Source organism: Candidatus Micrarchaeum sp., from assembly GCF_016806735.1.
GTDB classification, from domain to species: domain Archaea; phylum Micrarchaeota; class Micrarchaeia; order Micrarchaeales; family Micrarchaeaceae; genus Micrarchaeum_A; species Micrarchaeum_A acidiphilum_A.
Window position 1 is genome coordinate 827,314 of the sequence record NZ_CP060530.1, and the last position, 25,270, is coordinate 852,583.

At 47.3% G+C, this 25,270-nt stretch carries 29 protein-coding genes; 9 read left to right on the forward strand and 20 right to left on the reverse strand.

Annotated elements, in window-relative coordinates:
• Positions 1-6: 6 nt before the first annotated feature.
• Both Micr_RS04405 and Micr_RS04410 read right to left on the reverse strand, forming a co-directional pair.
• Positions 7-684, reverse strand: a complete 678-nt coding sequence (locus Micr_RS04405; protein WP_203134466.1) for a glycosyltransferase family 2 protein — start codon at positions 682-684, stop codon at positions 7-9.
• 18 nt (positions 685-702) lie between these two features.
• Positions 703-1,539 (reverse strand): hypothetical protein, encoded by an 837-nt coding sequence (locus tag Micr_RS04410; RefSeq protein ID WP_203134467.1) that lies wholly within the window; start codon positions 1,537-1,539, stop codon positions 703-705.
• Positions 1,540-1,609: 70 nt separating this feature from the next.
• Between Micr_RS04410 and Micr_RS04415 the strand changes: the two genes are divergently transcribed.
• Both Micr_RS04415 and Micr_RS04420 read left to right on the forward strand, forming a co-directional pair.
• Positions 1,610-2,176 carry a hypothetical protein gene (locus Micr_RS04415; protein ID WP_203134468.1) on the forward strand — a complete coding sequence of 189 codons (567 nt, stop codon included), beginning with the start codon at positions 1,610-1,612 and terminating at the stop codon, positions 2,174-2,176.
• Between the two features lie 71 nt (positions 2,177-2,247).
• Complete coding sequence (locus tag Micr_RS04420; RefSeq protein WP_203134469.1) at positions 2,248-2,637, forward strand: hypothetical protein; 390 nt, start codon at positions 2,248-2,250, stop codon at positions 2,635-2,637.
• A 1-nt stretch (position 2,638) separates the two neighbouring features.
• Here the strand turns inward: Micr_RS04420 and Micr_RS04425 are convergent, their stop codons facing one another.
• On the reverse strand, positions 2,639-2,977 hold the full coding sequence (locus tag Micr_RS04425; RefSeq protein WP_203134470.1) for a hypothetical protein: 339 nt from the start codon (positions 2,975-2,977) through the stop codon (positions 2,639-2,641).
• Between the two features lie 5 nt (positions 2,978-2,982).
• Positions 2,983-3,534, reverse strand: a complete 552-nt coding sequence (locus Micr_RS04430; RefSeq protein WP_203134471.1) for a hypothetical protein — start codon at positions 3,532-3,534, stop codon at positions 2,983-2,985.
• Between the two features lie 110 nt (positions 3,535-3,644).
• On the opposite strand from Micr_RS04430, the gene Micr_RS04435 reads away from it, so the two are divergent.
• Positions 3,645-3,878, forward strand: coding sequence for a hypothetical protein (locus Micr_RS04435; RefSeq protein ID WP_203134472.1), 234 nt, complete (start codon positions 3,645-3,647; stop codon positions 3,876-3,878).
• Positions 3,879-4,898: a hypothetical protein gene (locus tag Micr_RS04440; protein ID WP_203134473.1), complete on the forward strand. Its 1,020-nt coding sequence runs from the start codon at positions 3,879-3,881 to the stop codon at positions 4,896-4,898.
• Here Micr_RS04440 and Micr_RS04445 read toward each other — a convergent pair.
• The 7 genes from Micr_RS04445 to Micr_RS04475 all read right to left on the reverse strand — a co-directional run bounded on the left by Micr_RS04445 (position 4,895) and on the right by Micr_RS04475 (position 10,182).
• Complete coding sequence (locus Micr_RS04445) at positions 4,895-5,827, reverse strand: ImmA/IrrE family metallo-endopeptidase (protein ID WP_203134474.1); 933 nt, start codon at positions 5,825-5,827, stop codon at positions 4,895-4,897. The genes Micr_RS04440 and Micr_RS04445 overlap by 4 nt on opposite strands.
• 58 nt (positions 5,828-5,885) lie before the next feature.
• Complete coding sequence (locus Micr_RS04450; RefSeq protein WP_203134475.1) at positions 5,886-6,485, reverse strand: KEOPS complex kinase/ATPase Bud32; 600 nt, start codon at positions 6,483-6,485, stop codon at positions 5,886-5,888.
• On the reverse strand, positions 6,476-7,456 hold the full coding sequence (kae1, locus tag Micr_RS04455) for a KEOPS complex N(6)-L-threonylcarbamoyladenine synthase Kae1 (RefSeq protein WP_203134476.1): 981 nt from the start codon (positions 7,454-7,456) through the stop codon (positions 6,476-6,478). Before kae1 ends, Micr_RS04450 begins: the two co-directional genes overlap by 10 nt.
• A gap of 52 nt (positions 7,457-7,508) precedes the next feature.
• Positions 7,509-7,817: a stress response translation initiation inhibitor YciH gene (yciH, locus tag Micr_RS04460; RefSeq protein WP_203134477.1), complete on the reverse strand. Its 309-nt coding sequence runs from the start codon at positions 7,815-7,817 to the stop codon at positions 7,509-7,511.
• The gene (gene rpmC / locus Micr_RS04465) at positions 7,814-8,023 is read right to left on the reverse strand and encodes a 50S ribosomal protein L29 (RefSeq protein ID WP_226803552.1); all 210 of its coding nucleotides are present in this window, start codon (positions 8,021-8,023) and stop codon (positions 7,814-7,816) included. Before rpmC ends, yciH begins: the two co-directional genes overlap by 4 nt.
• A gap of 71 nt (positions 8,024-8,094) precedes the next feature.
• Positions 8,095-8,904 (reverse strand): S-methyl-5'-thioadenosine phosphorylase, encoded by an 810-nt coding sequence (locus Micr_RS04470; protein WP_203134478.1) that lies wholly within the window; start codon positions 8,902-8,904, stop codon positions 8,095-8,097.
• 12 nt (positions 8,905-8,916) lie between these two features.
• Entirely contained in the window at positions 8,917-10,182 is a 1,266-nt protein-coding gene (locus Micr_RS04475) for a Glu/Leu/Phe/Val family dehydrogenase (RefSeq protein WP_203134479.1), read from the reverse strand.
• 279 nt (positions 10,183-10,461) lie between these two features.
• On the opposite strand from Micr_RS04475, the gene Micr_RS04480 reads away from it, so the two are divergent.
• Positions 10,462-10,983: a hypothetical protein gene (locus Micr_RS04480; protein ID WP_226803553.1), complete on the forward strand. Its 522-nt coding sequence runs from the start codon at positions 10,462-10,464 to the stop codon at positions 10,981-10,983.
• A 104-nt stretch (positions 10,984-11,087) separates the two neighbouring features.
• Here the strand turns inward: Micr_RS04480 and dph2 are convergent, their stop codons facing one another.
• Both dph2 and Micr_RS04490 read right to left on the reverse strand, forming a co-directional pair.
• Positions 11,088-12,020: a diphthamide biosynthesis enzyme Dph2 gene (gene dph2 / locus Micr_RS04485; protein WP_203134481.1), complete on the reverse strand. Its 933-nt coding sequence runs from the start codon at positions 12,018-12,020 to the stop codon at positions 11,088-11,090.
• An 87-nt stretch (positions 12,021-12,107) separates the two neighbouring features.
• Positions 12,108-12,647, reverse strand: a complete 540-nt coding sequence (locus Micr_RS04490) for a 50S ribosomal protein L16 (protein WP_203134482.1) — start codon at positions 12,645-12,647, stop codon at positions 12,108-12,110.
• A 154-nt stretch (positions 12,648-12,801) separates the two neighbouring features.
• Here Micr_RS04490 and ftsZ point away from each other — a divergent pair, with 154 nt between their 5' ends.
• Together ftsZ and pdo are read left to right on the forward strand one after the other, a co-directional pair.
• A complete protein-coding gene (ftsZ, locus tag Micr_RS04495) occupies positions 12,802-13,854 on the forward strand; it encodes a cell division protein FtsZ (RefSeq protein ID WP_203134483.1) in 1,053 nt (350 codons plus the stop codon).
• Between the two features lie 45 nt (positions 13,855-13,899).
• On the forward strand, positions 13,900-14,556 hold the full coding sequence (pdo, locus tag Micr_RS04500) for a protein disulfide oxidoreductase (protein ID WP_203134484.1): 657 nt from the start codon (positions 13,900-13,902) through the stop codon (positions 14,554-14,556).
• An 8-nt stretch (positions 14,557-14,564) separates the two neighbouring features.
• Here the strand turns inward: pdo and Micr_RS04505 are convergent, their stop codons facing one another.
• The 7 genes from Micr_RS04505 to Micr_RS04535 all read right to left on the reverse strand — a co-directional run bounded on the left by Micr_RS04505 (position 14,565) and on the right by Micr_RS04535 (position 22,046).
• Positions 14,565-15,794, reverse strand: coding sequence for an NADP-dependent isocitrate dehydrogenase (locus Micr_RS04505; protein ID WP_203134485.1), 1,230 nt, complete (start codon positions 15,792-15,794; stop codon positions 14,565-14,567).
• Positions 15,795-15,817: 23 nt separating this feature from the next.
• On the reverse strand, positions 15,818-18,121 hold the full coding sequence (locus Micr_RS04510) for an AAA family ATPase (protein ID WP_203134486.1): 2,304 nt from the start codon (positions 18,119-18,121) through the stop codon (positions 15,818-15,820).
• Between the two features lie 101 nt (positions 18,122-18,222).
• A complete protein-coding gene (locus Micr_RS04515) occupies positions 18,223-18,579 on the reverse strand; it encodes a hypothetical protein (protein WP_203134487.1) in 357 nt (118 codons plus the stop codon).
• Between the two features lie 107 nt (positions 18,580-18,686).
• Entirely contained in the window at positions 18,687-18,935 is a 249-nt protein-coding gene (locus tag Micr_RS04520) for a hypothetical protein (RefSeq protein ID WP_203134488.1), read from the reverse strand.
• Positions 18,935-19,105, reverse strand: coding sequence for a zinc finger domain-containing protein (locus Micr_RS04525; RefSeq protein ID WP_203134489.1), 171 nt, complete (start codon positions 19,103-19,105; stop codon positions 18,935-18,937). Before Micr_RS04525 ends, Micr_RS04520 begins: the two co-directional genes overlap by 1 nt.
• 6 nt (positions 19,106-19,111) lie before the next feature.
• The gene (locus Micr_RS04530) at positions 19,112-20,944 is read right to left on the reverse strand and encodes a S16 family serine protease (protein WP_226803586.1); all 1,833 of its coding nucleotides are present in this window, start codon (positions 20,942-20,944) and stop codon (positions 19,112-19,114) included.
• Positions 20,945-21,071: 127 nt separating this feature from the next.
• On the reverse strand, positions 21,072-22,046 hold the full coding sequence (locus Micr_RS04535) for a hypothetical protein (protein ID WP_203134491.1): 975 nt from the start codon (positions 22,044-22,046) through the stop codon (positions 21,072-21,074).
• Between the two features lie 296 nt (positions 22,047-22,342).
• On the opposite strand from Micr_RS04535, the gene Micr_RS04540 reads away from it, so the two are divergent.
• Entirely contained in the window at positions 22,343-24,364 is a 2,022-nt protein-coding gene (locus tag Micr_RS04540) for a hypothetical protein (RefSeq protein WP_203134492.1), read from the forward strand.
• A complete protein-coding gene (locus tag Micr_RS04545; protein WP_203134493.1) occupies positions 24,351-25,163 on the forward strand; it encodes an AAA family ATPase in 813 nt (270 codons plus the stop codon). The genes Micr_RS04540 and Micr_RS04545 overlap by 14 nt, the downstream gene beginning before the upstream one ends.
• Positions 25,164-25,270 lie beyond the last annotated feature (107 nt).

Below are 25,270 nucleotides of genomic sequence, written 5' to 3' on the forward strand. Positions count from 1 at the left end.
ACTGCTTCAATCCAAGATGTTTTTAAGTATCGTCTTAAGTATTATGTAGCCGTCCCTGAACGAGTGCAGCTTGCCCGTCCCTGTCCCGCGTTTCTTTTCGAAGCTCGGGATCTCTATAACCTTCAGGTGCTTTTTACGGGCTTTTATGCTTATTTCCGTTTCTATGCCAAACCCGACTGACCTCAAGCCGAGCTTCTTTGTCGCTGATCTGCTGAAGCTCCTGTACCCGTAGCAGAGGTCGGAATAGTGCGCATTGTAAAGCGCGTTGACCATGTAGACAAAGACCTTATTGCCGAATCTTCGGAAGGCGGGCATGTCGTCCGAACCTCCGCCAGTAAGGAACCTGGAGCCCATGCATACGTCGTAGCCGGCTTCTATTGCAGTTATGAGAAGCTTGAGCTCCATCGGCCTGTGCGAAAGATCCGCGTCCATAGATATTATTATCGAACCTTTCGCTTCCTTGAAGCCTTTTATGAGCGCGCTGCCTTTGCCATTGCTGTCGTACAGCACCTTGGCGCCGTTGCTTTTTGCAACTTCAGCAGTGCCGTCAGTCGAGTTTTTGTCCACTATTATTATTTCGTACCTGTAATCCTTAAGGGTGCTTTTTATTGACGGCAAAAGGCTGCGCAGGTTCTTGGCTTCGTTAAGTGTTGGTATTATTATGCTCACATATGGCTTTTGCATGGAGTAACCGCATATTTCTTATTGACCTTGTCGCGACCTTTTCCTTTTTCGCATTACAGAGAATATTATAAGCCCTATAAGGATAACGAATACCGCCACGAATGCGCCAACTATCAAAAGGCTGCTCGATATCGAAGTCGTAGTTGAGCTTGATGATGACAGGTATAGGTTTTCCAGCGTGGAATAGTATTTGCCGTCATACACGTATCCCGCAACCATTGAGACGCCGAGCGATGCGTTTGCAAGTCCGGACAATTTGCCGACAGATACGTTGAAGCTCGTGTTGTAGTCGGACTGTGGGTCTATCGTAGCGGTCCTGTTTGGGGGAGAATAGCGCACCTGCGGCGGTGCGATTATGTTTATGGTCGTATTTATCGGCTTTGACCCTATGTTGAATAGCCCGATGTTAAGCTTGCCGTCGCTGTAGCCAGCCGAGATTGGAGCAAGGTAGTCCGTGAGATTCCCGGAATCGTAATTGAACCTGCATGGAAATGCTGCAAAGAAGTTGGACGAGCCCTGGAAATATGAAACTATAACCTCCAGTATGTAGCTGCCAGGCATCGGCAGATTGCTGAGATTAAATGTGGCTCCCCTAGTTGCATTTGGATATATGGAGCCTATGCTGTATGCGCTTATGTTTGCAGATGCAAGGGGTCCGAGGCCTTTAGGTATAAGGGATACGCCGGTTGCCGGGAAATCCCCGCTGTTCTGCAGCGAGAATGACACGTTGACAGTATTTGAAGATACACTAGAGTATGTGCACAGGCCGGTAAGGCTCACTGTGGCACCGAATGAAGTATATGCTAGCGCAATAATTGACAATAGCATTATCGCAGCAAAAATACGCACAGCCATACACCTCAAATATCAGACAAGCAATATTTATTAATCGGCAAATAATTAAAATAGTAAGTATGGTGCTTTTATGACCGACATATTCATGGAGATAGAAAGGATAGATGGCAGCCTAAGAAGCTTGGAGGCCAGGCTCGATGAGGCGGAAGGGCTTGCAAGGCAGCTCGTCAGGGCTTGCGGCATTCTCATAACAAACATACACAGAAGGCAGGATGGAACGAAACAGGAATTGGAAGCAGCAAGGGCTGTCGCCGGCTCCCTTATAGGAATGGGCGAAGCCAATGAAAACATGAAGCTCCATTCATTGCAGGAGTATGCCGAAGCTTTCATATTTTACGCCACGATGTCGGAGGGCAGAGTCCCAGATTCAGCTGAAACAGGAGTAGGAGACAGGGCTTACCTGCTAGGCATGATGGATGCAATAGGAGAACTTAAGAGGGAAGTTTTCGAATCCCTTTCTAAAAACGAGGTGGCAAGGGCGAGGAATTACGCCAATGCGATGCAGGACATGTATGATGCGTGCGCAGGGATACGCTATCAGGAGCACGTGCTTCCGGGGTTCAGGCGCAAGCAGGACGTCGCAAGGGTCCTGGTCGAGAGCTGCAACGCAGAGCTGCTGCATTTTGGGCGCTTCTAGCCGTTTTAGCCAATTGACGTTGGACACGCCAGCATTATAATTTGTTATTGCACATTGTGCTATGTGCTACAATGCAGAAAATACTGTCTTCAATGGGCGAATTCCGGAGCAGTTTGAAGCCCGCAGTGCTTGATGCGAAGCACGACTGCAGCGAGGTTGTGGCGGAACGCATAAGCGAGCTTAGGGAATATGCACAGGGTAATGAAAGTGCATTCCATAGGATAATAAACGGCTCTATAGAGGAACTTGCTGTTGCTGCCAGCTCTATTAAGGCAAACAATGAGAAGGAATACAACTCGCTGGTGCACAACCTGATATCTGCAATCGGGCTGCTTTTTGAGGCTTCGTTGAAGGATGAAAAAGTCGGCGAGGCCTTGACTGAGGGATTGAGGAGATGGCAGACAAAGGACATAGAGCAGTCCCTAAGGGATTACAGAAGCAGGACAAAGATTAGAAAATAACTCACTTTCCGGATTTGATGAGGGAATTGCAGTATGCTGATACTTTCCTGCTTGATGCCAGCCTTTCTATCATTTCCTGCACCTTTAGCGTATCTGAGCCGGAGATTATGGCTTTTGCTATGGGCTCGTGGATGCCGTTTGATTTTATGAAATTGGTGACCATGGACACCCGCTCCGAATATTTGCCCCTAAGGTATTTGTACACCGCGGGCTGGGCGACGCCCAGCTTGGAGGCTATTGTCTCCTGCGAGAACTTGTAATTGCCATAGAGCGTGTCCGATACCGCTATTCTTACTGCAGGTATTGAAAATTTTGCAAGCTTTTCGCACAGCATCTGCATGTCAATCACTCTATCCCGAATAGGTCCTTGAGGTTCTTTTTTATTCCCTTGTTCTTTTCCCAGACTGGCTTGGCATCGTCTTGGGCTTGCGGTTTTGGCTGGCTTTTTGAAAGCCCGAAACCGAATGCTGGCTTTTGCTTTTGTACAGGTTTTTGGGCTGCCGGCCTCTGCTGTTTCTTTTGTATCGCTGGCCTTTGGGGCTGCTGAACTGGCGATGAGCCCAGCGTAGAAGCTATATCAGATATAACGTCGGATTCGTCCTGCACCGCTATCAGGTTGGCGCCCTCTTCGAGCGCAGTCCCGAAGTCATTTGAAGTGCTGCACGCCACGGCGTTGAAGTAGCCGCTCTTGTTTGCCATTAGAGCCAGCTTTATCGGGTTTGGGCATACGACTATGGCTATGGTGTTGTCGTCTATGTTGCTGCTTATGTCGGATATTACGGATTCCGGAGCGGAAGAGTCGGCTTCCGATATTATCGGATTGTCGCCCATCCTGCTTATGGCGTTTGACAGCTTGATCGCTGCGCTGGGATCCGAAGATGAGATGTAGAATTTCAATTTCATGCACCTTTTTGGGGATTTTAAGCCGAATGAAGTAAAGACAGTTAATCTTATTATATGGCTAATATTTATTAATTAACCTGCAATAACAATAACAAGGTGTTTAATTGCGAGGAAAGGATACACTAGTAATCTGCGAGTCATGCGGAAGGAAGGTCCCCAGGAACAAGGCCGTAATTTTCGAGAAATCGATCAGCTTCAGCACCGACCTGAAGACGGCAAACGACGTGCGCTTCTTCGAGCGCAGGAAGGTCTATTACTGCATAAGCTGTGCAAAGCACAGGGGAATCTTCGAGCAGAAAAAGCGCAAGGCAATAGAAAGATCGAAGAAAATGATGTGAATGCCAGTAGATCCTGACGATATGCTGATATTCAGGATGCGGCACATGAATCCAAATATGAGGATGGCGCCGCAGCAGATATCTCAGGCTACGCCAGCCCAGCAGACAAGGCAGCAGCCGGAACAGGCACAGGCAAGCGCAAAGACCCAACCCAAAGCGGCAGCGCAAGCTCCGCAGCAAAAGCCAAGGTTCGTGCCGCCTGCGGAAAGCAGGAGGCCGGCAGCGAATTTCAAGGAACAGACTGAAACTCCCATATTCGTGAGCCCCAAAGTATCCAACGCTGTCATAGAGGAAGCAGTAGAGGCAGCAGGAGGCGACATGTCGCAGATGTCTGCAAAGAAGAAGGGCAAGACACGCTCCGAGGAGGAGAGCGAGGAAGCTGCAGAGGGACTGTCATGCGTATGGCACCCGTGGAGGCCGGCATACGCGATATGCAACTACTGCCACAGGCCTTTCTGCTTCGAGGACATAGTCGAACAGAACGGACATTATTACTGCTTGGAAGACATAGACAAGGTAGGCACTGAAAGCGCTATAAGCGAAGTGTCAGGGAAGCTTAACTATGTGAACGTTGGTGCAATATCCGGGATAATGTACGTGGCTGTATTCCTTCTTTTCATACTCTTTGCAAGCACGCAGCTTTCCAGCGTGATAAGCTATTCGAACAGCGTTGGCTTCTTCACTTTCCTTTCAAGCGCCAAGCTTGAGGAACTGCTGCTTGTGCTTGAAAGCGCCGTGTCGCTGCTGGCTTTCATAGCAGGGTTCCTGATAATGCTGCATACCAAGGCTGCGCTTGCAATTGGACCCATAGCCGCATTGCTTACGATAATAATGTTCGCCTACGGGTTTGCGGCTTACGGCATATTGTATGCAGCCATAATAGCCGCGGTGGCGCTTATAGCGCTCATAATGCAGGCATATTCCCTGGTTGGTTCGCGCAGCGTTGAAGCGGTTGAGGAGAAAAGCACCAATGAGCAGGATAATTCCGAAGTCCAGTTTGCAAACGTAGGCAGGTTCTAGTCCTCTCTAGAAAGAGTTATTAGAGTATTGCCCAGACGTGTTTTCATTGGCATACCGTTGACATTTCTAGCGTTTGACCTGGAGGGCTCAAAGCCTGCGGTTGCAATTATGCCAGAAGCCACGGCCGACTGGTCTGCTCCCGAAACTACTGTTGGGAAATTGCGCGTAGCTTTGCGTATCAGCTTGGCAACAGGCTCTTTTAACTGCACCTCTTTTCCGGAATGCAGCTCGTATCTTGCACCTGTTCCTGCGCTTATATGTATAACTTCGGGAAATTCGAATGAGGAAGCGTTTGGCTTGTTGAAAAACGCGCCGATGTATCCTGCTTCGCGATTGCGCGAATAATACAAATCCTCCAGAGGATATGGAGATGTTATGAATGACTTGTAGCTGTTCTGGCTGCCATAGGTAGTATAAATCCCAAATCCTATATCATTCCACGTATTTGTATCGTACGTAAGCCTGGCAAGCACGGAACCAACAGGTATTGAGTTCTCATCGGCTATCTTTCTTGCTGAAGCCATCGAATGCTCCATTTCCTTGTATTCGGCCAAGCCCCATTTCGGCATTATTATTTCTCTTGCCAGCTTCTCCGCGCCTATTTCGACAGCATGGTTTTGGTGTCTGAGCGTGCTGCTGTCTACCCTGAGAAGATGCGCCGCTTCATGCGCGAGCGTTATCTTTTCGTCGCGCGAATTCAGCTCGGTTGAAAGCATTATGAACAGATTTCCATCAAAACGTATTATGTAGCCGTCCCCGTTCAGGCATTCGCGCATTACCTTGAATTCCTTTTCCCCGGACCAAAGCTTTAGCCTGAGCGTGCCTTCGTGGCCGTAAGCGAACGAATCTATTGACTTCTTGGCATAGCGCATTAGATCTGCAAATTCGATCGAGTAATCTTCAAGCTTCGCATTGGCTGTTGAGTTCATCCGAGCACGCTAATTGCTGGGGTCAGGTTAATATTTATTATTTTGGGATTGCGGAAGATCATGCGGTTTCCAGGCTTCGGTTCTGGTACCTGCCGCGCATTTCTATCTCTGCAAGCTTTTTCAGCACTTCGCGAGCCTTGGCAAAGCCGCTTTCATATGCCCTTTCGAACGCATGAAAATCTTCTTCGCTCACCGACCTCTTGAAGAGCAGCACGTCGAAGGCCATGTCCTCGACAGAACTTGAATAATAGGAAAGCCCAAAGTCTATGACGGATATTCCATCGCTTTTGATTAGTATGTTGGCAGTGGTAAAATCCCCGTGTATTATGCCCGATGAATGCAGCGCGGCCATTGCCTTGCCTGATGCCAGGGCACCTGGCCTGCCAAGGCTGGGCCTCTTTAACGCTTGGATCCCTTCCAGCTTCTTCATTATTATGGCATATTTGGTGACAAAAAGAGGCTTAGGCGCGCTTATCAGCGACGAAGCCTTCGAAAGAATCCTTGCTTCCGTTTTCGTGCGCTGACCCCTGAGAGATTCCTCTATGTCTTTGACCAGATAAGGCTTGGGCCTCCTGTACTTCATCACCGCCTTTATGCCGAGAAGTTCAAGCTCGTATATGTCTGCTTCTGCGCCTTCGGAGATTTTCGTCAGAGCCATTTGAGTTCCACCCCGTCTATCCTGTATCTCTGCTCTATGGTATAATCGCCGCTCCTTGGTTTGGCTCCACCCCTGTGCATCAGCTCCCCGACATAAGCTATCATGGCGCCGTTGTCTGCGTTATACTCATTCGGCGCAGTGTAGAAGCCGACGCCATGGGATTTTGACATTGCAGCAAGTATTTCCTGAAGCCTTTTGCTCTGCGCCACGCCTCCGCATAGTATTACACCTTGTTTTCCTGAGAGCAGCAACGCCCTCTCTGACGCTTCTGCTATCATACTGAAGGCAGTCTCCTGCAATGAATATGCAACATCCTCAACTTTATGGGAGGAAAGCGCTTTCACGGCATTTGTGAGCAATCCGGTAAACGTAAAATCCATTCCCTTGACGGTGTATGGCATCTGCATATAATGGCCGTTCTCAGCGACCTTTGCCACTGTAGAGCCCCATGCAGGGTTGAGCCTTGCAGCCCTGGCAAAGTTGTCTATCATGTTGCCCACCCCTATGTCGAGAGTCTCTCCGTATATTGCATAATGCCTGAAGCCCTTGTCGGTTATCCCAAGTATCTGGGAGTTGCCTCCGCTTACGTATACTGCGAGAGGGTCCTTGAAGCCCGATAAATGAGTAGTTATCTGTATGTGGCCTATGGCATGGTTCACAGGATATAGTGGCACCGAAAGAGTTTCTGACAGCGTCATTGCTGCAAGCTGGCCCACCCTAAGGCAGGGGCCCAGGCCTGGTCCTTTCGTATAGCTTATCGCTTCTATCTCGGACAACCGAATTCCTGATTCTGAGATCGCCCTTTGTATGACGCCCCTGGCATTGCTGGCGTGAAACTCGGCTACGCGCGAGGGTATCATCCCCTTGTCGGTTATCTTGTACATCTCTTTGGAATTGGCAAGTATTTTCCCCTTATCGGATATGCCCACGCCAAAGGTGTGTGCGCTGCTTTCTATTCCCAGTACTGCCATTTATGACACGCTCGCGCTAAGCTTATTATGGAAAACAAGAAATAAAAACAGGTCAGGACGCAACGTCTATGCTTGCATCCTTGTAGCCCATGTTCACTAATACGTTCTTGACCTTCGATTTGTGGTTTCCCTGAAGCTCTATCATGTTGTCCTTTGAAGTGCCGCCACAGGCAAGCGTCCTCTTTAGGTTCTTCAAGGCATTTTCCAGGTCTCCGGAATTCAATCCTTCGACTATTGTAACCACTTTGTTGAACTTGGCTTTCTTGGTATAAACCTTTATCCTGCTTTCAACTTCCTTATCTAAAACATCGCACACGCAGAGTTCTTTCGGCAATCCGCACTTGGGACATATGTCGCTCATTTCTTCTCTGCACCTCTTTCGTTAAGCACAGTCTTTATCCTAGCTATGGTCTTTTTCATCTCGCGTATCTTTACGACCTTGCTGGAAACTCCTGTTGCTGCAACCTTTCTCTTTTCTATCGCAAGTTCGAGGTTGAGTTCCCCTACCTTGGTCTTGAGTGCATTCTCCTGCATTGCCCTTATGTCTTTGATCTTTATTTCAAACACCTCAAATATACTTTATTTTGACGATTAATATATTAAAAGCTTTCTAGCAGTTGGACTTGCACGTTTGGTTGCTATTTCTTTACTACCGCGTTGTCGAGTGCTGTGGCACACGTGCATGAACGTTCTTTCGGTATTTCGTTTATCAGGTCTGTAACCATTTTCTTAACCTTCTCTATGCTTGAAGCAAACCTCTTTCCGACATCCTCGAATGATACCGGCTGTATGTGCTGGTCTTCTTCTATGCCTGCGTCATAGTCAGTAACTACTGCTATGGTAGAATAGCACATCGCCCGTTCCCTGGCAAGAGTCACTTCAGGATATTGGGTCATGTTTATTATGTCGGCACCCATATTTTTGAACATCTTTGATTCTGCCATTGTGGAAAATCTTGGCCCGTTTATTGCTATTATGGTTGCGTTCTCGTGATATTTTATGTCGTCATAGTCGCTTACGCGCACGGCCATTTTGTGCATTTCCGGGCAGTAGGGGAAAGCGGTGCTCACGTGTGTAACTTGCGGCCCGTCATAGAATGTGTCAGCCCTTCCGCTCGTCATATTTATGAACTGGGTAGGCAAAGCGAAATCCCCAGGTACAAAATCCATCCTTAGAGAGCCTACAGCAGTTATCGATATGAGCCTTTTTACCCCGAGAGAGTCAAGAGCTGCAATATTTGCCCTGTAGTTTATCTTGTGCGGTGGAATCGTATGGTCCTTGCCGTGCCTTGGAATGAAGGCAACGCTCCTCCCATTTATCGTTCCTAGCGAGACCTTGTCGCTTGGCTTGCCATATTCAGTATTTATATCAAGCTCTTCGGGGTTGTCGAAAAGGGAGTAAACTCCCGAGCCTCCTATTACCCCGAATTCAGCATTCTTGCCTTTCATCCATGAACACCTTCAGTACCAGCCTCTGGCTTTCATGGCCGCTGCGACTCTGGAAACCGCTATTATGTAAGCTGCAGTCCTCGGAGTTATATTCTTTCCTTTGTCATTGTACTCCTTCTTCGTTGCCATCATGTCCGTGTATGACTTTGTTATTATTTTGTCAAGCTTGGAGTATACCTCTTCGGCGCTCCAGTAGTATCCGCCTATGTTCTGCACCCATTCGAAGTAGGAGCCTATTACCCCTCCGGAATTTACAAGGAAGTCTGGCACGTCGAAGATGTTGCGCTCGTGCAGAATCTTGTCCGCATCTGGTGTTACTGGCCCGTTTGCAAGCTCAAGCACAAGCTTGGCCTTTATCTTGTCGGCGTTTGAGCCCGTTATCTGGTTCTCTATTGCTGCCGGTATGAGTATGTCAACGTCGCTCTCTAGCAGCTGCTCGTTTGTCATCTTTTCTCCGCCCTCGTAGCCGGTTACGCTGCCTGTTTCCTTCTTGGCCTTTTCAAGCTTGGCAAGATCCAGGCCATTCGGGTCGTATATGGCGCCGTTGGAATCGCTTATTGCCACGACGTTGGAGCCATAGAGCTTCTTTGAAAGCGTGTATGCATACATTCCGGCATTGCCGAATCCCTGCACTGCGATTTTCGCCTTCTTGAGGTCTATGCCAAGCGTCTTAGCTGCTTCCCTCATTACGAAAAGCCCTCCCATCGCTGTAGAATCGTTTCTTCCTTCGCTTCCCCAGACTTCCAAAGGCTTTCCGGTTATTGTACCGAACTCATTGTGCCTCACTATGTTGCTGTATTCATCCATCATCCACGCCATTATCTGCGGGGTAGTATAGACGTCCGGTGCAGGTATGTCAACTTGCGGGCCTATGTATTTTCCTATTGCCCTTATGTATCCTCGGGAAAGAGCTTCAAGCTCTTGCGGTGTCATGCTTTTCGTATCGCAGATTACGCCGCCCTTAGAGCCGCCGAACGGTACGTTTGCAAGCGAAACCTTCCACGTCATCCATGCTGAAAGCGCCTTCACGGTGTCGATGCTCTCCTTCGGGTGAAATCTTATGCCGCCTTTTGTAGGGCCCCTTGCATCATTGTACTGCACCCTAAAGCCCTGGAAAACTTTGACTTTGCCGTCATGCATTTTCACAGGTATGTTAACTATCAGCGTTCGCATTGGTTCTCTAAGTATTGCATGTGCCTGCTCATCCAGACCCATTACCTCCGCAGCTTCGTCCAGCTGCTGTTGTGCTATCTTGAAAGGATTCAGTTCTTCTGCCATTTTTACACCTATTGCGATTAGGAGCGATTGCCCCTCATTTATTTTTCCAGCAATCTATATAAACGTCTTTGGCATAGCATAATTACACGAATAAAATTTGTTTTATGAAATGAAAATTTTCCGTTAAAGAAAAAGAATTTTTGTCTTCATAAAAACTGCTTTGGGCTAATTCATAGATTAGGAATACGCAAGGGAAGAAATGTTCCAGTATTAAAGTAAGCTTTATATATATTGTGCATTGAAGTATTTATTAGCACTTAAAGGTGTTAGTACATGGGAATGAAAAACCAAAAAGCGCAAAGCGCTATGGAATACCTAATGACATACGGTTGGGCAATACTGATTATTGCGATAGTGCTGGCGGCACTTTTCTCACTGGGAATCTTCAGCAGCAGCTCCTTCACAGGAACGACTTGCATAGCAAGCTCCGGATTCTTGTGCAGCTCCCCTGTTTGGACTAGCGGAACATTGCATGTAACACTTGGACAGAGCACAGGCACATCTTGGACTGGAGTGAGCTTCTTCTTTGTACCATCAGGAGTAGCAGATCCAACAACGGCAGCACAAGTAACGTCGGCCAATTATGTTATAGCGAGTTTGTCGCCGTCCACAACTGACCTGTCAAGCGGACAAACAGTATCTGCAGACTTTACACTCAACGGAACGAGTCAACCAACAGGAGCAGACTTCTCAACAGCACCAGGAACATCGGCAAGCGGAACTATTTGGGTAGTATATAACACGCCGAGCGCAAGTGGATTGTTGTCGCAGATAGCAACTACAACACTGAAGGAAAGCTGATCAGTTCAGCTTTTCTTTTTTTCTTTTTCTTTTTTAATTTGATTTTTTTAGCATAGCGGCAGCTATTCTTTATCTTGAGTTGCTATGCGAAAAAGAGGAAACGATTACTGTTTTCCTTGTCTCAGCTCAATGAGCTCCTTCTTCATTGAAAGCACCTGCATTAGCTCGTTGGCGCTGAGTAGTGGCTTTCTCAATCTGTCAGTATCGTCTATCGCTATGCGCGGGCATGCAGTATTGACGAATGCATCAAACTCCATCATGTTGTTTATGGAATCGAAGTCGAACGTGTTTGATACCAGGATTGCGGATTTGATCCCTTCGGATTCTATTTTCTTTTTGAGTATCTCTGCAAGCTTCAGGTTATGCTGGCCGTTCTTTGTGCTTACCAGTATCGCTATGGACTTCGCATCAAGCGAGGCCAGAACCTTGCCCTTGCTTCTCCTTTGATAGGTATCCCTTAAGCTGTCTATGAATTCCACCTTGTTGTCAAACGGCTCTATGACCAGGAATGGTTTTTTTGTGTTAAGAAGCGCTCCCAATGGATGGAATATGCCGCCGCCGAAATATACGTGAGCGTCGACCTTGCTGTCCACCGAAGCCGCGCTGCCTATGTCGCAGCCCAGTATCTGGCCCGGGTGCTTGGCGAAGCCGTATGGCCTTCCTATAAAGACCTCTTTGCCGTTTTTCTCGTAGAATTCTTTTATGCTGTCAAGTTGGTGTAGGTGCTGTACTGTAGTGACCACGCTTATCCTGTTGAAATCCTTGAGGTACTCCAACGATTTAGGCAGAAGATCCAAAGGGGCATCTATCTCGTATGGGACATATTCCACGTTGAAGTCGACCTTGTTGAATTCTGCATGGCCGTAGTGTATTAGCTTGTCGACCTTAAGGTTCCTAGCTTCGTCCAAAGCGAGGTCGCACGCGCCAAAGTTGGGAGAAGCAGATATGAATACCTCGTTGCCTTCCTTTTCAAGGCTTTCGGCATATTCCAGAGCTTTCTGCTTTAGCCCTTCGGGAAACTGTATGAGTATGCGCATTGGAAACACTGATTTAGCATTTAAAAAAAGTAATATTTATGCCTGTTGGCCTTTTTGCAGGCATAAAATGCACGGTTGCAGAATTGCTCAGTTCTTGGCCTGCTGGGCCTGCTCTATGTTGAGCTTGTAAAGCCCTGAGAGCTTTGATGATGCCCTCCTGAAGGCTTCCCTGACATGGGGCACGTTCTTTGCCCTTGTCTTGACCATGAAGACAGGCTGGCCCTCCCTGAGCCTTGCAGCTACGCTCACCGGCTTGCCGAAAGCGTGGCTCATTCCCTGCGATATACGGTCTGCTCCTGCGCCAGTTGCCATCCTGTGCTCCCTTATTATCATGTGTGGGTACACAAGAACCTTGAAGTAGAAATCGCCAGGGGCCATGAGCTCCATGTGCTTGTTTATCATCTGCCTTGCCGATTCTATCGAGTTTGAGCGAAGCTGTATGGCCTGCTTTGTCGTTAGCGTAAGGACCGTGTCGAAATCTGGCTTGTCTACGCCCATGTTGAACACCAGCAGGCTCGTGTGCGGCTTAGCCCTTATGTAGTTCTTTCTGGGCTTCTTCTGCGAGTACCTCGCCCATGCCTGCGAAAATATATACCTAAAAGTCCTTGCCGGTCTTAGCCTTGTCATTATAAACACTCCTAAAAAAATCTAATGCTCCTGAGAAAAGAGATTAGCGATAATAGTTTAGCATAAAAACCTATAAAAAGATTTGGAAATCCCTGCTCAGGTATTTAGGATTATACATTTAAACTTTAATTGAGTATGTTTTGCAGGTGACACCATGGAGCTCTTGGACAACGCTTTGAACAACAATGATTTTGACGACACGCTTTTCAAGGCCAAGATTGCAGTATGCGGACTTGGCGGCGGGGGCAGCAACACGATACAGAGGATGGTAAAGCAGGGCATAAAGAGCGCCAGCTTCATAGCAGTCAATACGGACTCCAAGCACCTCAACAGCCTGGATCCGTCAATAAACAGGATACTTATCGGCGGGCCGCTGACAAAGGGCCTGGGAGCAGGAGGCTTCCCTGAAATGGGTGCTAGGGCCGCTGAATACTCAAGGGGCGACCTCAAGAAGGCTTTAGATGGCTATAACCTGGTGTTCGTATGCGCCGGAATGGGCGGAGGAACAGGAGGTGGCGCAGCTCCAGTAGCTGCAGGCATAGCCAAGGAAAACGGAGCCATAGTTATAGGCATAGTCACATTCCCGTTCAGGCTGGAGAAGGTAAGGCTGCAGGTTGCAATGAAGAGCATACAGGACCTAAGAAAGAACGTCGACACGCTCATAGTCATAGACAACCAGAGGCTGGTCAGCCTGTACCAGAACCTTGCACTTGAGCAGGCGTTCAGGGTTGCCGACGAAGTGGCGTATAGGGCAGTAAAGGGGATTACCGAAACCGTCAATACTCCAAGCTTCATAAACCTAGATTTCGCAGACGTCAAAGCAGTGATGAACAGCGGCGGCCTTGCAATGATAAGCATAGGCGAAGGCAAGGGCACCAACAAGGTCGAGGAAGCCGTCGAAGACACGCTGAAGAACAAGCTTCTTGACGTGGATTATGACGGAGCTACCGGAGTGCTAATGCACATAACCGGAGGCGACGACCTTACGTTGGGAGAAGCAAACGAGATAGGCAGGAAGCTGACGGAGCACATATCCCAGAATGCCAACATACTGTGGGGAGCCAGGGTCGACCCCGCATACAACGGCAAGATAGAGCTCATAGCCATATTCACCGGAGTGAAAAGCCCATCGATACTCGGAAGCTCTGAAAGCAGCGAGTTCGGGCCAAGCAACGAAAAGAGGAGCTATGGCATAGATGAAATATGAATGATTTAAATATATTTTCCGGCACAATGAAATTTTAGTGATTTAATGAGCATGCTGAACGACGGAGACAGGAAAGCGCTAGAAGAAACTTTCAAGAAGGAGATGTCGGATGACGTCTCTGTAATGTATTTCACGGATTCCAAGGACAGATGCGAATACTGCGGGGAAAACCTGAAGCTGCTTGAGGAGCTTAGCTCCATAGACAGCAGGATAAAGCTCACGGTATACGACATAAACGAGCACCGGAGCGAGGCAAAGTTCCTTGGAGTTGATGCCACGCCGTCTACAGTAATCGGTGGAAAGCGCATTTACGGAGTGATTTACAAGGGCATACCAGCAGGGCATGAATTCGCTTCTTTGATTGGCGACATAATAGACGCATCGAGGAATTCGACAACCCTTTCGGAAAACACGAAGAAGAAGCTTAGTGGGCTCAAGAAGCACGTGGACATAAAGGTATTCGTGACTCCGACATGCCCGTGGTGCCCGAAAGCAGTCAGAATAGCGCACCAGTTTGCGATGGAGAGCAAGTTCGTCAGGAGCAGCATGATAGAGGCTTCAGAATTCATGGACTTGGCGAAGAAATATGCAGTAATGGGAGTGCCTAAGATAGTCATAAACGACAAATACTCTTTTGAAGGCGCGCAGCCGGAAGATGTTTTCCTGAACTACGTAATGGCGTCAGCAGAGGACGCGGCATGAGCTTGCGCTCATGCTGATTTTATCGCGTCCACAAGATACTGCGCAAATTCCTTTGTCCCTAGCGCTTCGACACCCATGAACCTTGCTATGTCAGGAGTGACCTTGCGCTCCTTCATGGCCTTTTCTACGGCCTTTGATATGAGCCCTGCGGCTTCAGTCCACCCCATGAAAGTCAGCATGAGCTCGCCGGCCTTAAGTATGCCCATCGGATTTGCTACGTTCTTGTTGGCATATTTAGGAGCGGTCCCGTGCGCAGCTTCAAACATGCCACCTTCTGCGCCAACGTTTGCGCCGCCGAGCACGCCTATATCTCCTATTAGCGCACCGCACGCATCGGATACGTAATCGCCGTTGAGGTTCGGAGCCAGTATCACGTCGTACAGCTCCGGCTTGGTTATTATCTGCTGGAACATGTTGTCCGCTATCCTGTCGTTGAAAAGTATCTTTCCCTGCGGGATCTTGCCTTCGTATTTTGAGTACAATTCTTCTTCGGTAACTATTTTGTCCCCGAATTCCTTCTGCGCTACTTCATACGCCCAGTCCTTGAATGCGCCCTCAGTATATTTCATTATGTTGCCCTTGTGCATTACCGTTATGGATTTCCTCCCGTTTTCTATGGCGTATTTTATCGCCATCCTCGTTATCCTCTGCGTCTTCGCCTTGCCTATCGGCTTTATGCCGATGCCGGCATCCGGATCTATGTTGACGTTCATCGAAGTTTTGAGGAACTCCCTGACCTTCTCCGCTTCGGCGCTGTTGTACGGCCACTCTATTCCGGTGTATATGTCGTCAGTATTTTCCCTGAATATGACCATGTCGACCCTTTCCGGATATTTGAGCGGGCTGTCCAGGCCTTCTATGTATTTTACTGGCCTTATGTTTGCATAAAGGTCCAGCATTATCCTGAGCGTGACGTTCAAAGACCTGAACCCTGAGCCAACCGGGGTAGTTAGCGGCCCCTTGTAGACTATCTTATATGCTTTTATTGTGTCCAAGGTCTCTTCCGGGAGGCCCGTATTGTATTTCTTCTGTGCCTCCTCGCCTGCTTCCACACGCAGCCAGTTTATGCCCTTTGAGCCGTTGTATGCCTTTGCAACAGCAGCATCTATTATCGATACCGAAGCCGCTGTTATTTCCGGGCCTATTCCGTCGCCGTATACGAGGGGTATGGTTGGGTGATCCGGAGTTATCCATTTCCCGTTTTCAAAACTTATTGATTCTTTTTTCTGTTCTTCCATTTTACACACCTTAATCTAGAGAGTTAGCCCGTATCTATTTTTGTGGGCTCGTTTATTGACTTGTCCCTGCTGAATTCGTATATTCTTGCGTTGTGAACCTGCTTGAGCGCGTCGTCATGCGTTATGACGAATATCTGCTCGACTATGCTTGGCAAGGAATTGCTAAATACCTCTATCATCTTTGCTATTCCCTGTGCGTCAAGATTGTGCGTAGGCTCATCCAGTATGAGCCATTTGAGATTCGGAACTATAACCATTGACATGGCTATGCGTAGCGCAAGGCACGCTATGCTGCGCTCGCCGCCGCTTGAGACTCCGTCTACTTGAACCCATGTCTGTTCCCCGTCTATAGTTACCGCAGCTTCAAGAGAATAGTCGTCAGGATATGCCCTGAGCGCTATGCTGGAATAGTCCCCGTACGGATATAGACCAATCCACAGCTGCTCTAGCAGCTCGTTTATCGAAGATACAAGCCTTGTCCTAAGCTGGGCTTCTGTATCTATAAGCGCATTCTTGAAGCGCATAATTTCGGCTGAAATCCTGCGCCTTTCTGATACCTTTTGCTCTATTTCGTTGAGCCTTGCTATTGACTTTATTATTTCCTCCAGCTGGAGCTGAAGCTTCGATGAAGCTTCTGAAGACGCCTTTAGTTCCGCATTTGTCTTTGCGTATTCTGCGTTCTTTGCGTTGTAGTTCTCGCGCAGCTCTTCCAATTCCTTGTCCGTAACCTTTATTTTTGATATTCTGGAATTCGCCTCGTCCAAAGCCTTTTTTGAAGATTCTATCTCTGATTTTATCGAATCGGCACGATTTATGGCTTCTATTTCTGACCTGTTCTTTTCGGACTTTTCGGCCAAGGCATCGCGTTTTGGCTTGATCGCTTCGGCTGCCTTCTCGAGTTCAGCAACATGCGCTTCGGCAGAAACCATTTCGGCACGCAGGATTTTGGCTTTTTCAGACGAACCCTTGTAAGACGCAAGCTTTGCAATCAAGGCGTTTATCTCGTTGAACTTTGCATTCAGCGCAGAAAGCTCCTTTTCTGTTGAGGTTACCTTCTGCTCGTTGGCGGATATTTCTTCTTTGAGCTTTTTGATTAGGGAATCCCTTTCCTCGAGGAGGCGCTTCTTGAGCTCTTTGCTGAGCGGCCTTTCGCATATCGGGCAATTGCTTTCGTGCTTCCTGAGCTCGTCAAGCCATTTCTGGGCCTCTGCAAGCCTGCTTCTCGAATCGGCAAGGCCTGAAACCGCTGCCTTTACCTCGCTGTCCTTGGAATTTATCGAAGATTTTATCTCTTCCAAGTCCGATTTTCCTATCTCGTTTTTTATCTTTGATTCTTTTTCCGCATCCGAAATGCACTGCCTCAGCTGTGCATCTACCGTGGAGCGCTTCTTTATGGCTTCTTTCTCCTTAGTTAGGAGCGACTCTATTTCCTTGTCCGCTGACCTGAGTTCCTCTGCGATTTTTGAGCCCTCCGATTCCAGTTCCTGTTTGGTATTCTCTGGGAGCTTTATTTTTTCCAGCTGTGATGAAAGAGTGGAAAGCCTGCTTTCTATGCTTGCAATATCCTTAGAAAGAGCTGCCTTTGCATCTGACTGCTCCTTCATTTTTTGATATTCCTGCTTCATGAGCAAGAGCTCTTCGCGCAGCGACTTTGCAGCCTTTGAGAGCTCTTCCGCCTTTGCTTTTTCCTCCTTCTGCTCTTTGCGCAGGGCCTCGGACCTGTCCTGCATTGACTTCAGGTCTGCGCTCTCTATCAGCTTTTCGTCTTCCTGTATATATGACTTGAGCGCATTAATCAATGATGTCGCGTTCTCCTCAGCAAGAGCGAACCTGTCAAGGCCAAGCATCTCGTCTATCTGCTTCTTGCGCTCTCCCTTCCTGAGCTCTAGGAAATAATCCAGCCTGTTCTGTTCCGCGTATATGGCGCGCGAAAAGACTTCATAATTTATTTTGAGTATGGATTCTATCTCTTCGTTTACACGCTCTGACTGCGTCTGTAGATACTGCCCATTCTTCTCTATTTTGGCTTCTGCCTTCTTGCTCCTGCCTATGGTCCTGGTTATTGTATATGTGTCGCTGCCGAGAACCAGCTCCAGCTCGACACCGGCCGTGCTTTTCCTGCTTGGCCTGTTCATTATTATGTCTTCTACCTTGTAACGCCTGTGCTCCAGTGCTGGAAAAGTTCCGAAAAGCGCAAACGACATTGCGTCCATCATGGAGCTTTTTCCGGCACCCATTAGGCCGACTATAACGTTGGTTCCCTTCTGGAATTCTATTTTTGTGTTATCATGGGTCTTCCAGTTGGTTAGTTTTATGGATTTTATCATATATGCAACCCTGACAACTAGGATTAGGATTTAAGGTTTTTATGCAATGTGCAAAAAACGTTGGAAGCGCCGCCAAGCTTTGTGCTGGCGGGCGGTGCGGCTTATCTCTCCGCTTTGAGGTAATTCTTTGCCGCTTCCATTATCGAAACGAATTCGTCGATTTCCTTTGGATCGTATGGGTCTTCGCAGTGTGCCCTCATCGTCAGGACTTTGCGCCCCTCACTGAGGCTGTTTATTACGAATTCATACTTGTCTACCCTTACCAGGCTAGACGGATCTGAAACGTCATTGCTGACAGAGATTTTAGCTTTGGGAATTCCGCCCAGTACATCTTCCGCAATCTTCCTTACTGCTTCCCTGGCAGATACCGCTTGTTCGTCGCTTTGGACTGATAGGGGCAACTGCGTAACCAGCCTTGACTTGCTGTCAATCTCGAATGTCGATATGCTCTTGAACATCTTAGCACCTCTTTATGCATGTGGTATAATGTCCATTGCCTTATATATTAAGCCTTTTGTGTAGAATCGACATTAAGCGAATGGGCTGCTTTTAGGACAAGAACGCCTTATATGAGGCTTTCCTCAGAAACGTCGACCTGGCTCACTCCGGATATCGCCTTGAGCTGCTCCTCGATCTTGGACGAGCTGTTTTTCTCGTCATCGAAGGTGAAGAACACCTTGAGCACCTTTATGCCGAAAGCGACCTCCTGCGAATCCATGCTTGCAGGGCTAAGGCTTGCTTTTATGTTTTGAGAAACCTCGTCAAATCTGCCTTCCTCTGCGTATACGTTGAATACTACTCCTACTTTTGCCATTATGGTCCCTCAAATCCGCAGTTGCTGCACTTATATGTGTTTGCTATCTCCCTGCAGTGGGAGCACCTGACTATGTTGGTTTCGCCGCAGCTGGGGCACTTGAATTCGCTGTATTCATGAGTCAGCCTGCCGCATGAAACGCACACTTTTCCTGGTAAATCGTTTGCCATAAATTGTCACCTTGCCCGCTTGCCCCTTTGATTTCCGCCCCTAAGCTCGTTCCTGAGCTCGCTAAGGGTAATGAATGCAACCACCAGAGTGGCAAGCAAAAGCGCGATTATGATTAGCAGCAGAATAATTATTATATTTATCGTTGACGGCAGGGCATGGCTAGGGCTCGATGGCTGGGTAGTCGATGGCTTTGATACCGGGGCAGTAGTTAGCATGCTATATATCTCCTTCGTGGAATTGCTAATTTCGCTGCCGAGGAGCGCAGCGTAATAGCCGCTGGAAAGCATTGAGGCAGATCTCTGCGGGGACACGAGCGACGATTCGTTCATGTAGAAGAGCGCTTCATCGGCAAACTGCGTGGCCCACGCGCCGAAGCGCGACGAGTTTATAAGGGAAGCCGTAGCGTTGTATATTCCGCCTTCCGAAACGTTTGACGGTATGCTGTGCTCGTCAGAGACCATGTAATCAGAATCGAGGAGTGCCAGTGCGTAGTTTCCCTGGTCCAAGGCAACCTTTGCCCCTATTATATAAACGCTCGGGACCGAAGATGAAGAGGGGGATGACAATGCAGAGGATATTGCCGACTGGGCAACGGGCTTTAGCTGGTTGCTCACGTTAACTGCCTGATAGCTGCCCGAAGGCGAGCTTTCGGAGTATATCTGGCTGGCGGCCTTGCACCACGCGTATGCCTCTGCTGCAGAGTATACGTTCCTGAGAACCCCGTCGGAGTCTATCGCGGTCGAATTGTACTGGCTGAGCAGCGCGTTTATTGTGACGTTTCCCCAGAGCTGCCTGAGCTCCCCGTTCAGCACGTCGTTATAGTTTGAACGGGTGAGAGGCGGAGGATTCAGGGAGCTGCAGTAGTAGCTCACGGAATTCAGCAGGGCCTGGCCGCGCGATATGCTCAAGTTTGGATTCTGAAACATGAAGCTGTTTATGAAATCTATGAATGCAACGTCAGCAGAAGTGTAATAATAGCCCTTCTGTGCCAGCTGCGATGCTTCCAACGCGTTTATGGACAGGTTTCTGGCTATTGGCGCGAACCTGCTGAAAGCCGAGACATTGCTTATTGAAGCATTGGTGAAATTTAGCGTAAAACTTGCAAGCTCTGCCAATGCGGTTTGGTTGCACTGGTTCGAGCATGAGAGATTTGCCTGTGGTATTCCGGATATATTATAGTTGTCCGAAACGTTGAAGCTGACATTTAAGCCAGAAACTGGAACGCTGCCCGTGGCATACAAGAACGCCTGGCTTACATTATTTATCGGGATGACACGCATGCCAAAATACCTTGAAGCAAGGTAGTATATTTCGGTTTCCAGCGAATTGTTTCCTGCGAATGGGACCATTATGAAGCTCATCCCGCGCGCTTTTGCGGCTTCTATCTTGTCGTATACTCCGCCTATTTCGCCTATCGTGCCGTTATAGTTTATTACTCCGGTAACGGTAAAATTGTCTAGCAGGCTTTTGTGCGAAAGAGCGGAAAGCGCAAGAAGGGTCATAGCCGTTCCAGCGCTCGGGCCGGATACGTTGGCAAAGTTGTCATTTATTTGATAGTGGAAATTGTAATTCTTGTAGTTGAGCCCGAGCTTCGAAGATGCGACAATGGCTGCAGCCTCAGATGAATTTATTGTAGATTGGCCCACGCTCAAGGGCCCGGTTATGTTTACTATGCCTGTTCCAGTGGTCACATTTAGCTTTATTATAGTAAGGGTGCCATTGTTTGTCTGCAATATTACCGCTGGCGCATGTATCGTTGCGTTCCCTACGAAGCCGGCAAAAGACATCGTTGCCAGCAGTATTGGCAGTATTGCCAGAAGCATTGCGCGGTTTTGCATCCCCACATTCATTACCTTTGTTTGCGTTTTTGGGCATCGAAAAGTGCGATCGCCTTAAAATTACAGCCCTTTACTTTTTAGGAAAGCCAATCGTAATAAAGCTTGCGGTTTATTTTTATTTTTGTTTTTATTTTTGAGGTTTTTTGTTGTAGTTCTCGTATTTTGTTGAGCGCTGCCATATCTCTTCGAATCTGGAAAGAGCCTCAGACCTGTTTATCGAGACTATGTGCTCGCTCTTCTTGTTTATTATGTTTATTGGAGGTATCTTGTACGCACTCTGCGAGTCTATTATAAGCCTTTCGTGCTGCTGCTGCGCGTCCGTATCCGACATAACCCTGAGCTCTAGTGAAACTCCCTTGTTGGACAACTCCTCTTTGAAATCGAAATAGCTCCTTTCAAAGTGGGAACCTAGCCTGTTTGCGCTTGTCAGCACCCTTACCAAGCTGTGGCCCTGTTCGTTGCCGTTCAGCAGCAGAAGAAGGTTTTCCACTGCCTTGTTGTCAAAGTGCATGTCGAGTATGCTCATGTCTCCTGAGAGCTTTGCAAAGAACTTCCTGGAGAGCACTAACATATTGGAATACGGTGTATCCGGGTTTATGTTTATCGGCCTTGCTGAATGCGTAGAATGCCTCCTGCTTGAATATGAAAGCTCTAGAGAGCCAGCTATTATTCCCAGTGCAACGCCAAGGAACGGGCCAAGGCCCCGTATCGGGCCGAGGTAGAAGTCGGTGTTTAACACCCCGAGCAGCATCCCGAATACAACAGAAGAGAAGATAAGGCCGATGCCAAGCACCCTATAGCTTTGCTTTCCCAATAGCCATATCGCGCCTATTGCGAACATTATCAATGCAAATGGCAGCATCACGTATGTGATGTGCACTGCTATGACTACTGCAGAAGATTCTGACAGTGATGCGAGGAGGGTGTTGGACGGGGTAATGTTGTATTCCGTTATCATTGAAGTTATGCCCTTTACCAAGCCCACAGAATATGACAGGATTTGCATGTAGTAGAAGTCAGAAAGCATCGCTATGAATCCTGCAAGAAGAGCCGAATACGCTAGGATTGCGTGATTTGATCCCTTGGACAGATTATCCTGCATATGCATTACCAATAATTCAGATTTAAATAGCGCGGGCTCTTTCATCGCCCCAAGCGTATTTAGGCTGCAAACAATACCGTAAGCTTTATGCGCAAAGAAAAATTATATAGGTTTGTCCTTTTTATATAAGCGTATATTATTCTATAAGTAATTTTTGCTAGTAACATCAGCCATATTTAGAATAGGAGTGTATGTAAGTTTATTATAAATAGCATTCAAAACCACTATTGGATAATAATTTAAATATCGTCCGGAATGTTCCGGGGTAATATGCCATGAACTTGCATGCAATGCTTATGTCATTTGTAATTTTTGCCAGTATTGCAATACTCCCGTCTTATTCTTTCGCAAGCAGCAACTCAAGCTCCACGCTCAGTGCCAATGTAGTGGTTGGATGCCCTTTCTCATTAAGCATGGACTTGCCAAGCAACAGCCTTACCGTTATACCTGAATATGGCAATTACCTAATTAGTTATGAATTGAAGCCCTTGGTAAACTGCAGGGTTCCCGGAATGGATGGAAAATTGCTAATAGAATCAAGCAATGGAAGCATAGCCGAATCGGAAAGTGCCAGCGTTAAGTCGTTCAATTCCTTAGTAAACGGCACGGTTGGGTTTAATGCGTCGGAATTGGAAATTGGTAATTACAACGCTTCCCTTGGCTTTAAAAACAATCAGACTGAAAATTCAATAACTTCGGCTTTCACCGTTTTGGCCCCAGTAAGTATCGTGCTTAAGAACTTCACTGTCAGCAGCTCAGTGACTATCGGATCGCCTGTAAACTTTTATATTGAGCTTTCGAACATTGGCAATTATAGCCCCAGTGACATAGAACTATTTATCAACTCTACCGCTCCAGGTGCTAGGATAATTACAAATGATGTAAAAAACATAACTGCTTATCCCTCCACAGAGAATGTAACACTTACTGAGTATGGATTTGCAGGTAAGCCAGGCACTTATACTGCATACGCTTATGCAGAATATAAAAAGTCGGCCCATGGAAGAAACTACACCAAGAGCAACGTATTGAACTTCACATATACGGTAAACTTACCAAGCCATTCTGCACCCCATCCGATAACAGTACCGCCAACTCCGATACCGAAGATACCCAAGGCAAATCTCACAACGGTACCATTATACTTAACTAGTGTGCCGAATGCGACAATAGGCACCAGCATAGGCATATCAAACCCGTCAAATTCCACAGAGACCATAAACTTCACCGTTCCGTCATATCTAAGCAATATCGTAAAGCTTTCAGAGAATAGCATCGCCTTGAGCGCTGGTGGAACCGTTTCGGTAAATTTGCAAATAAACAGCAGAAACCTCAGCTCTGGCATCTATAACATACCGATAAATGTAACTGCTACTCTCAACAACAGGACTAGCGTTTATACCGATTACGTTACTTATTCGGTCTCAGGGAAGGAACCCAACAAACCGGTTATAAACACGGCAGTTGAGCTGCTCAACAACACTAACGATGGATACATAGTCGTTAGCATAAGCACCCCAAGCAACGTGACCATAACCAACGGCACGGCAATAACCTATTTGCCGCAGGGGCTAATACCAAACGAGAGCTACATGGACGCGTACGGCGTACCAAACAACATAACTGAAAGCAACGGCTATTATTACATAGAATGGCATATAAGCAAGCTTGGCCCTAACCAGAACATATACGCATACGTATACGTGAAGAGGCCCAGCAGCCAGCTCCTGATGAGCGGCATAACCACCAATATATTCGTTCCGACATCGAGCACTGCTAGCATATTGAGGCTGCTTTATGTTGATTCCCCGACTTTCAGGACTTACGGCAATGGAACAACCGAAGTGGAATTGTTGTATACTGGATCATACGCAGAAAACATTACATTCGGCCTCACAGGGCCATATTATATGACAATACACAACTCTTCTCAGACAGTGCTTGCGGTTCCAAACCAAGTACTGTATATTTACTTCAACCAGCATGCGGGAGGAATAGCCGGCACTTCGAATGAGAAACTCTATATAACTGCGCCGAACGCAGCGCTTAACTACTCGGTAGCACTTATAGTGATGCCAAGCCCAGTCAACACCACAACAACCACTACAATAAAGCCAAACGCGCTTGCAACCGCGTTGAATTCCATAGGCAATGTAGCACGTAAGTATTTTATTGTTTTAATAATTGTAGCTCTGGCAATAATATTAAGCCTTGCTTATTATTCTTACAATAATAAATCGCACTATAAGAGGGATAGGATAGATAGGATAGAAAGTATAAAGAAACAGATAAAAAGGAATTTGGATGAAAAGCGATAGCAATTTTATAGTAAGCGATAGGCCTTACATACTTAGGATATCTGCCCAGAAAGGAGGTGTGGGCAAGACAACCATAGCAGTGAACCTTTCTGTCGCGCTGAAATTGAAAGGCTATTCCGTATTGTTAGTGGATGCAGACGCGTCGAATCCATCCGTAGGGCTTCATCTTGGGCTCGAAAATTCTACAGGAGGATTCATAGACCTCTTGAAGGGAAAGGCTAATTTAGAATATACCGTAATTACGCACGGGCCCACAGGGCTTGCAGTAATATGCAGCCCCATAAGCATGCAGGCCTTCGGAATGAATGAGCATGAAGTGGAAGTCGCGTACAATACCCTCAAGAAATCGGATTATGACATCGTAATAGTCGACACGCAACCGGGATATTTCCCTGATGTAATAACAAGGAAGATAGACCATACGCTTATAGTAACAAATCCGGACATGCCTAGCTACATGAGTGCATTGAGGCTTTCCGAGTATTTTTCTAGCAGGAAAGTCCCAAACATGCTGCTTGTGAACAGGGTAAGCAATAAAAAATATGAGATAAACATAAAGGAAATAAGGGAAACCTACGAAGGGGAAATAGCAGCAATAGTGCCTGAAGACGAAATAGTACCTGTGAGTATAGCCTCCAAGATACCGGCTTTCTTGCTTAGCCCAAAAAACAGGTTCAGCAAAGCGATTTTAGATCTTGCTGAAAAGTTGATAGAGGAATCCGGAATCCCGAAAGCTGGCGATTCTGCATATATCACAAAAACTGACAAGCATAAGCCAGGCGCAGGCCGCAAAAAATAGAAATATTGCATTTATTGCAAGGATCATTGAATTTGTATTTTGCCGTATGCAATTCATGAATATTATGCAAATGGGAGATGGAAATGAAGGGATACCTAATCACAATA

Bases quoted from the DNA above. Each gene is read 5' to 3' on its own strand.
- Micr_RS04405 (WP_203134466.1), bottom strand. From the start codon at position 684: ATGCAAAAGCCATATGTGAGCATAATAATACCAACACTTAACGAAGCC.
- Micr_RS04410 (WP_203134467.1), bottom strand. From the start codon at position 1,539: ATGGCTGTGCGTATTTTTGCTGCGATAATGCTATTGTCAATTATTGCG.
- Micr_RS04415 (WP_203134468.1), top strand. From the start codon at position 1,610: ATGACCGACATATTCATGGAGATAGAAAGGATAGATGGCAGCCTAAGA.
- Micr_RS04420 (WP_203134469.1), top strand. From the start codon at position 2,248: ATGCAGAAAATACTGTCTTCAATGGGCGAATTCCGGAGCAGTTTGAAG.
- Micr_RS04425 (WP_203134470.1), bottom strand. From the start codon at position 2,977: ATGCAGATGCTGTGCGAAAAGCTTGCAAAATTTTCAATACCTGCAGTA.
- Micr_RS04440 (WP_203134473.1), top strand. From the start codon at position 3,879: ATGCCAGTAGATCCTGACGATATGCTGATATTCAGGATGCGGCACATG.
- Micr_RS04445 (WP_203134474.1), bottom strand. From the start codon at position 5,827: ATGAACTCAACAGCCAATGCGAAGCTTGAAGATTACTCGATCGAATTT.
- Micr_RS04450 (WP_203134475.1), bottom strand. From the start codon at position 6,485: ATGGCTCTGACGAAAATCTCCGAAGGCGCAGAAGCAGACATATACGAG.
- kae1 (WP_203134476.1), bottom strand. From the start codon at position 7,456: ATGGCAGTACTGGGAATAGAAAGCAGCGCACACACCTTTGGCGTGGGC.
- yciH (WP_203134477.1), bottom strand. From the start codon at position 7,817: ATGAGCGACATATGTCCCAAGTGCGGATTGCCGAAAGAACTCTGCGTG.
- Micr_RS04470 (WP_203134478.1), bottom strand. From the start codon at position 8,904: ATGAAAGGCAAGAATGCTGAATTCGGGGTAATAGGAGGCTCGGGAGTT.
- Micr_RS04475 (WP_203134479.1), bottom strand. From the start codon at position 10,182: ATGGCAGAAGAACTGAATCCTTTCAAGATAGCACAACAGCAGCTGGAC.
- Micr_RS04480 (WP_226803553.1), top strand. From the start codon at position 10,462: ATGAAAAACCAAAAAGCGCAAAGCGCTATGGAATACCTAATGACATAC.
- dph2 (WP_203134481.1), bottom strand. From the start codon at position 12,020: ATGCGCATACTCATACAGTTTCCCGAAGGGCTAAAGCAGAAAGCTCTG.
- Micr_RS04490 (WP_203134482.1), bottom strand. From the start codon at position 12,647: ATGACAAGGCTAAGACCGGCAAGGACTTTTAGGTATATATTTTCGCAG.
- ftsZ (WP_203134483.1), top strand. From the start codon at position 12,802: ATGGAGCTCTTGGACAACGCTTTGAACAACAATGATTTTGACGACACG.
- pdo (WP_203134484.1), top strand. From the start codon at position 13,900: ATGAGCATGCTGAACGACGGAGACAGGAAAGCGCTAGAAGAAACTTTC.
- Micr_RS04505 (WP_203134485.1), bottom strand. From the start codon at position 15,794: ATGGAAGAACAGAAAAAAGAATCAATAAGTTTTGAAAACGGGAAATGG.
- Micr_RS04510 (WP_203134486.1), bottom strand. From the start codon at position 18,121: ATGATAAAATCCATAAAACTAACCAACTGGAAGACCCATGATAACACA.
- Micr_RS04515 (WP_203134487.1), bottom strand. From the start codon at position 18,579: ATGTTCAAGAGCATATCGACATTCGAGATTGACAGCAAGTCAAGGCTG.
- Micr_RS04520 (WP_203134488.1), bottom strand. From the start codon at position 18,935: ATGGCAAAAGTAGGAGTAGTATTCAACGTATACGCAGAGGAAGGCAGA.
- Micr_RS04525 (WP_203134489.1), bottom strand. From the start codon at position 19,105: ATGGCAAACGATTTACCAGGAAAAGTGTGCGTTTCATGCGGCAGGCTG.
- Micr_RS04530 (WP_226803586.1), bottom strand. From the start codon at position 20,944: ATGCAAAACCGCGCAATGCTTCTGGCAATACTGCCAATACTGCTGGCA.
- Micr_RS04535 (WP_203134491.1), bottom strand. From the start codon at position 22,046: ATGCAGGATAATCTGTCCAAGGGATCAAATCACGCAATCCTAGCGTAT.
- Micr_RS04540 (WP_203134492.1), top strand. From the start codon at position 22,343: ATGTCATTTGTAATTTTTGCCAGTATTGCAATACTCCCGTCTTATTCT.
- Micr_RS04545 (WP_203134493.1), top strand. From the start codon at position 24,351: ATGAAAAGCGATAGCAATTTTATAGTAAGCGATAGGCCTTACATACTT.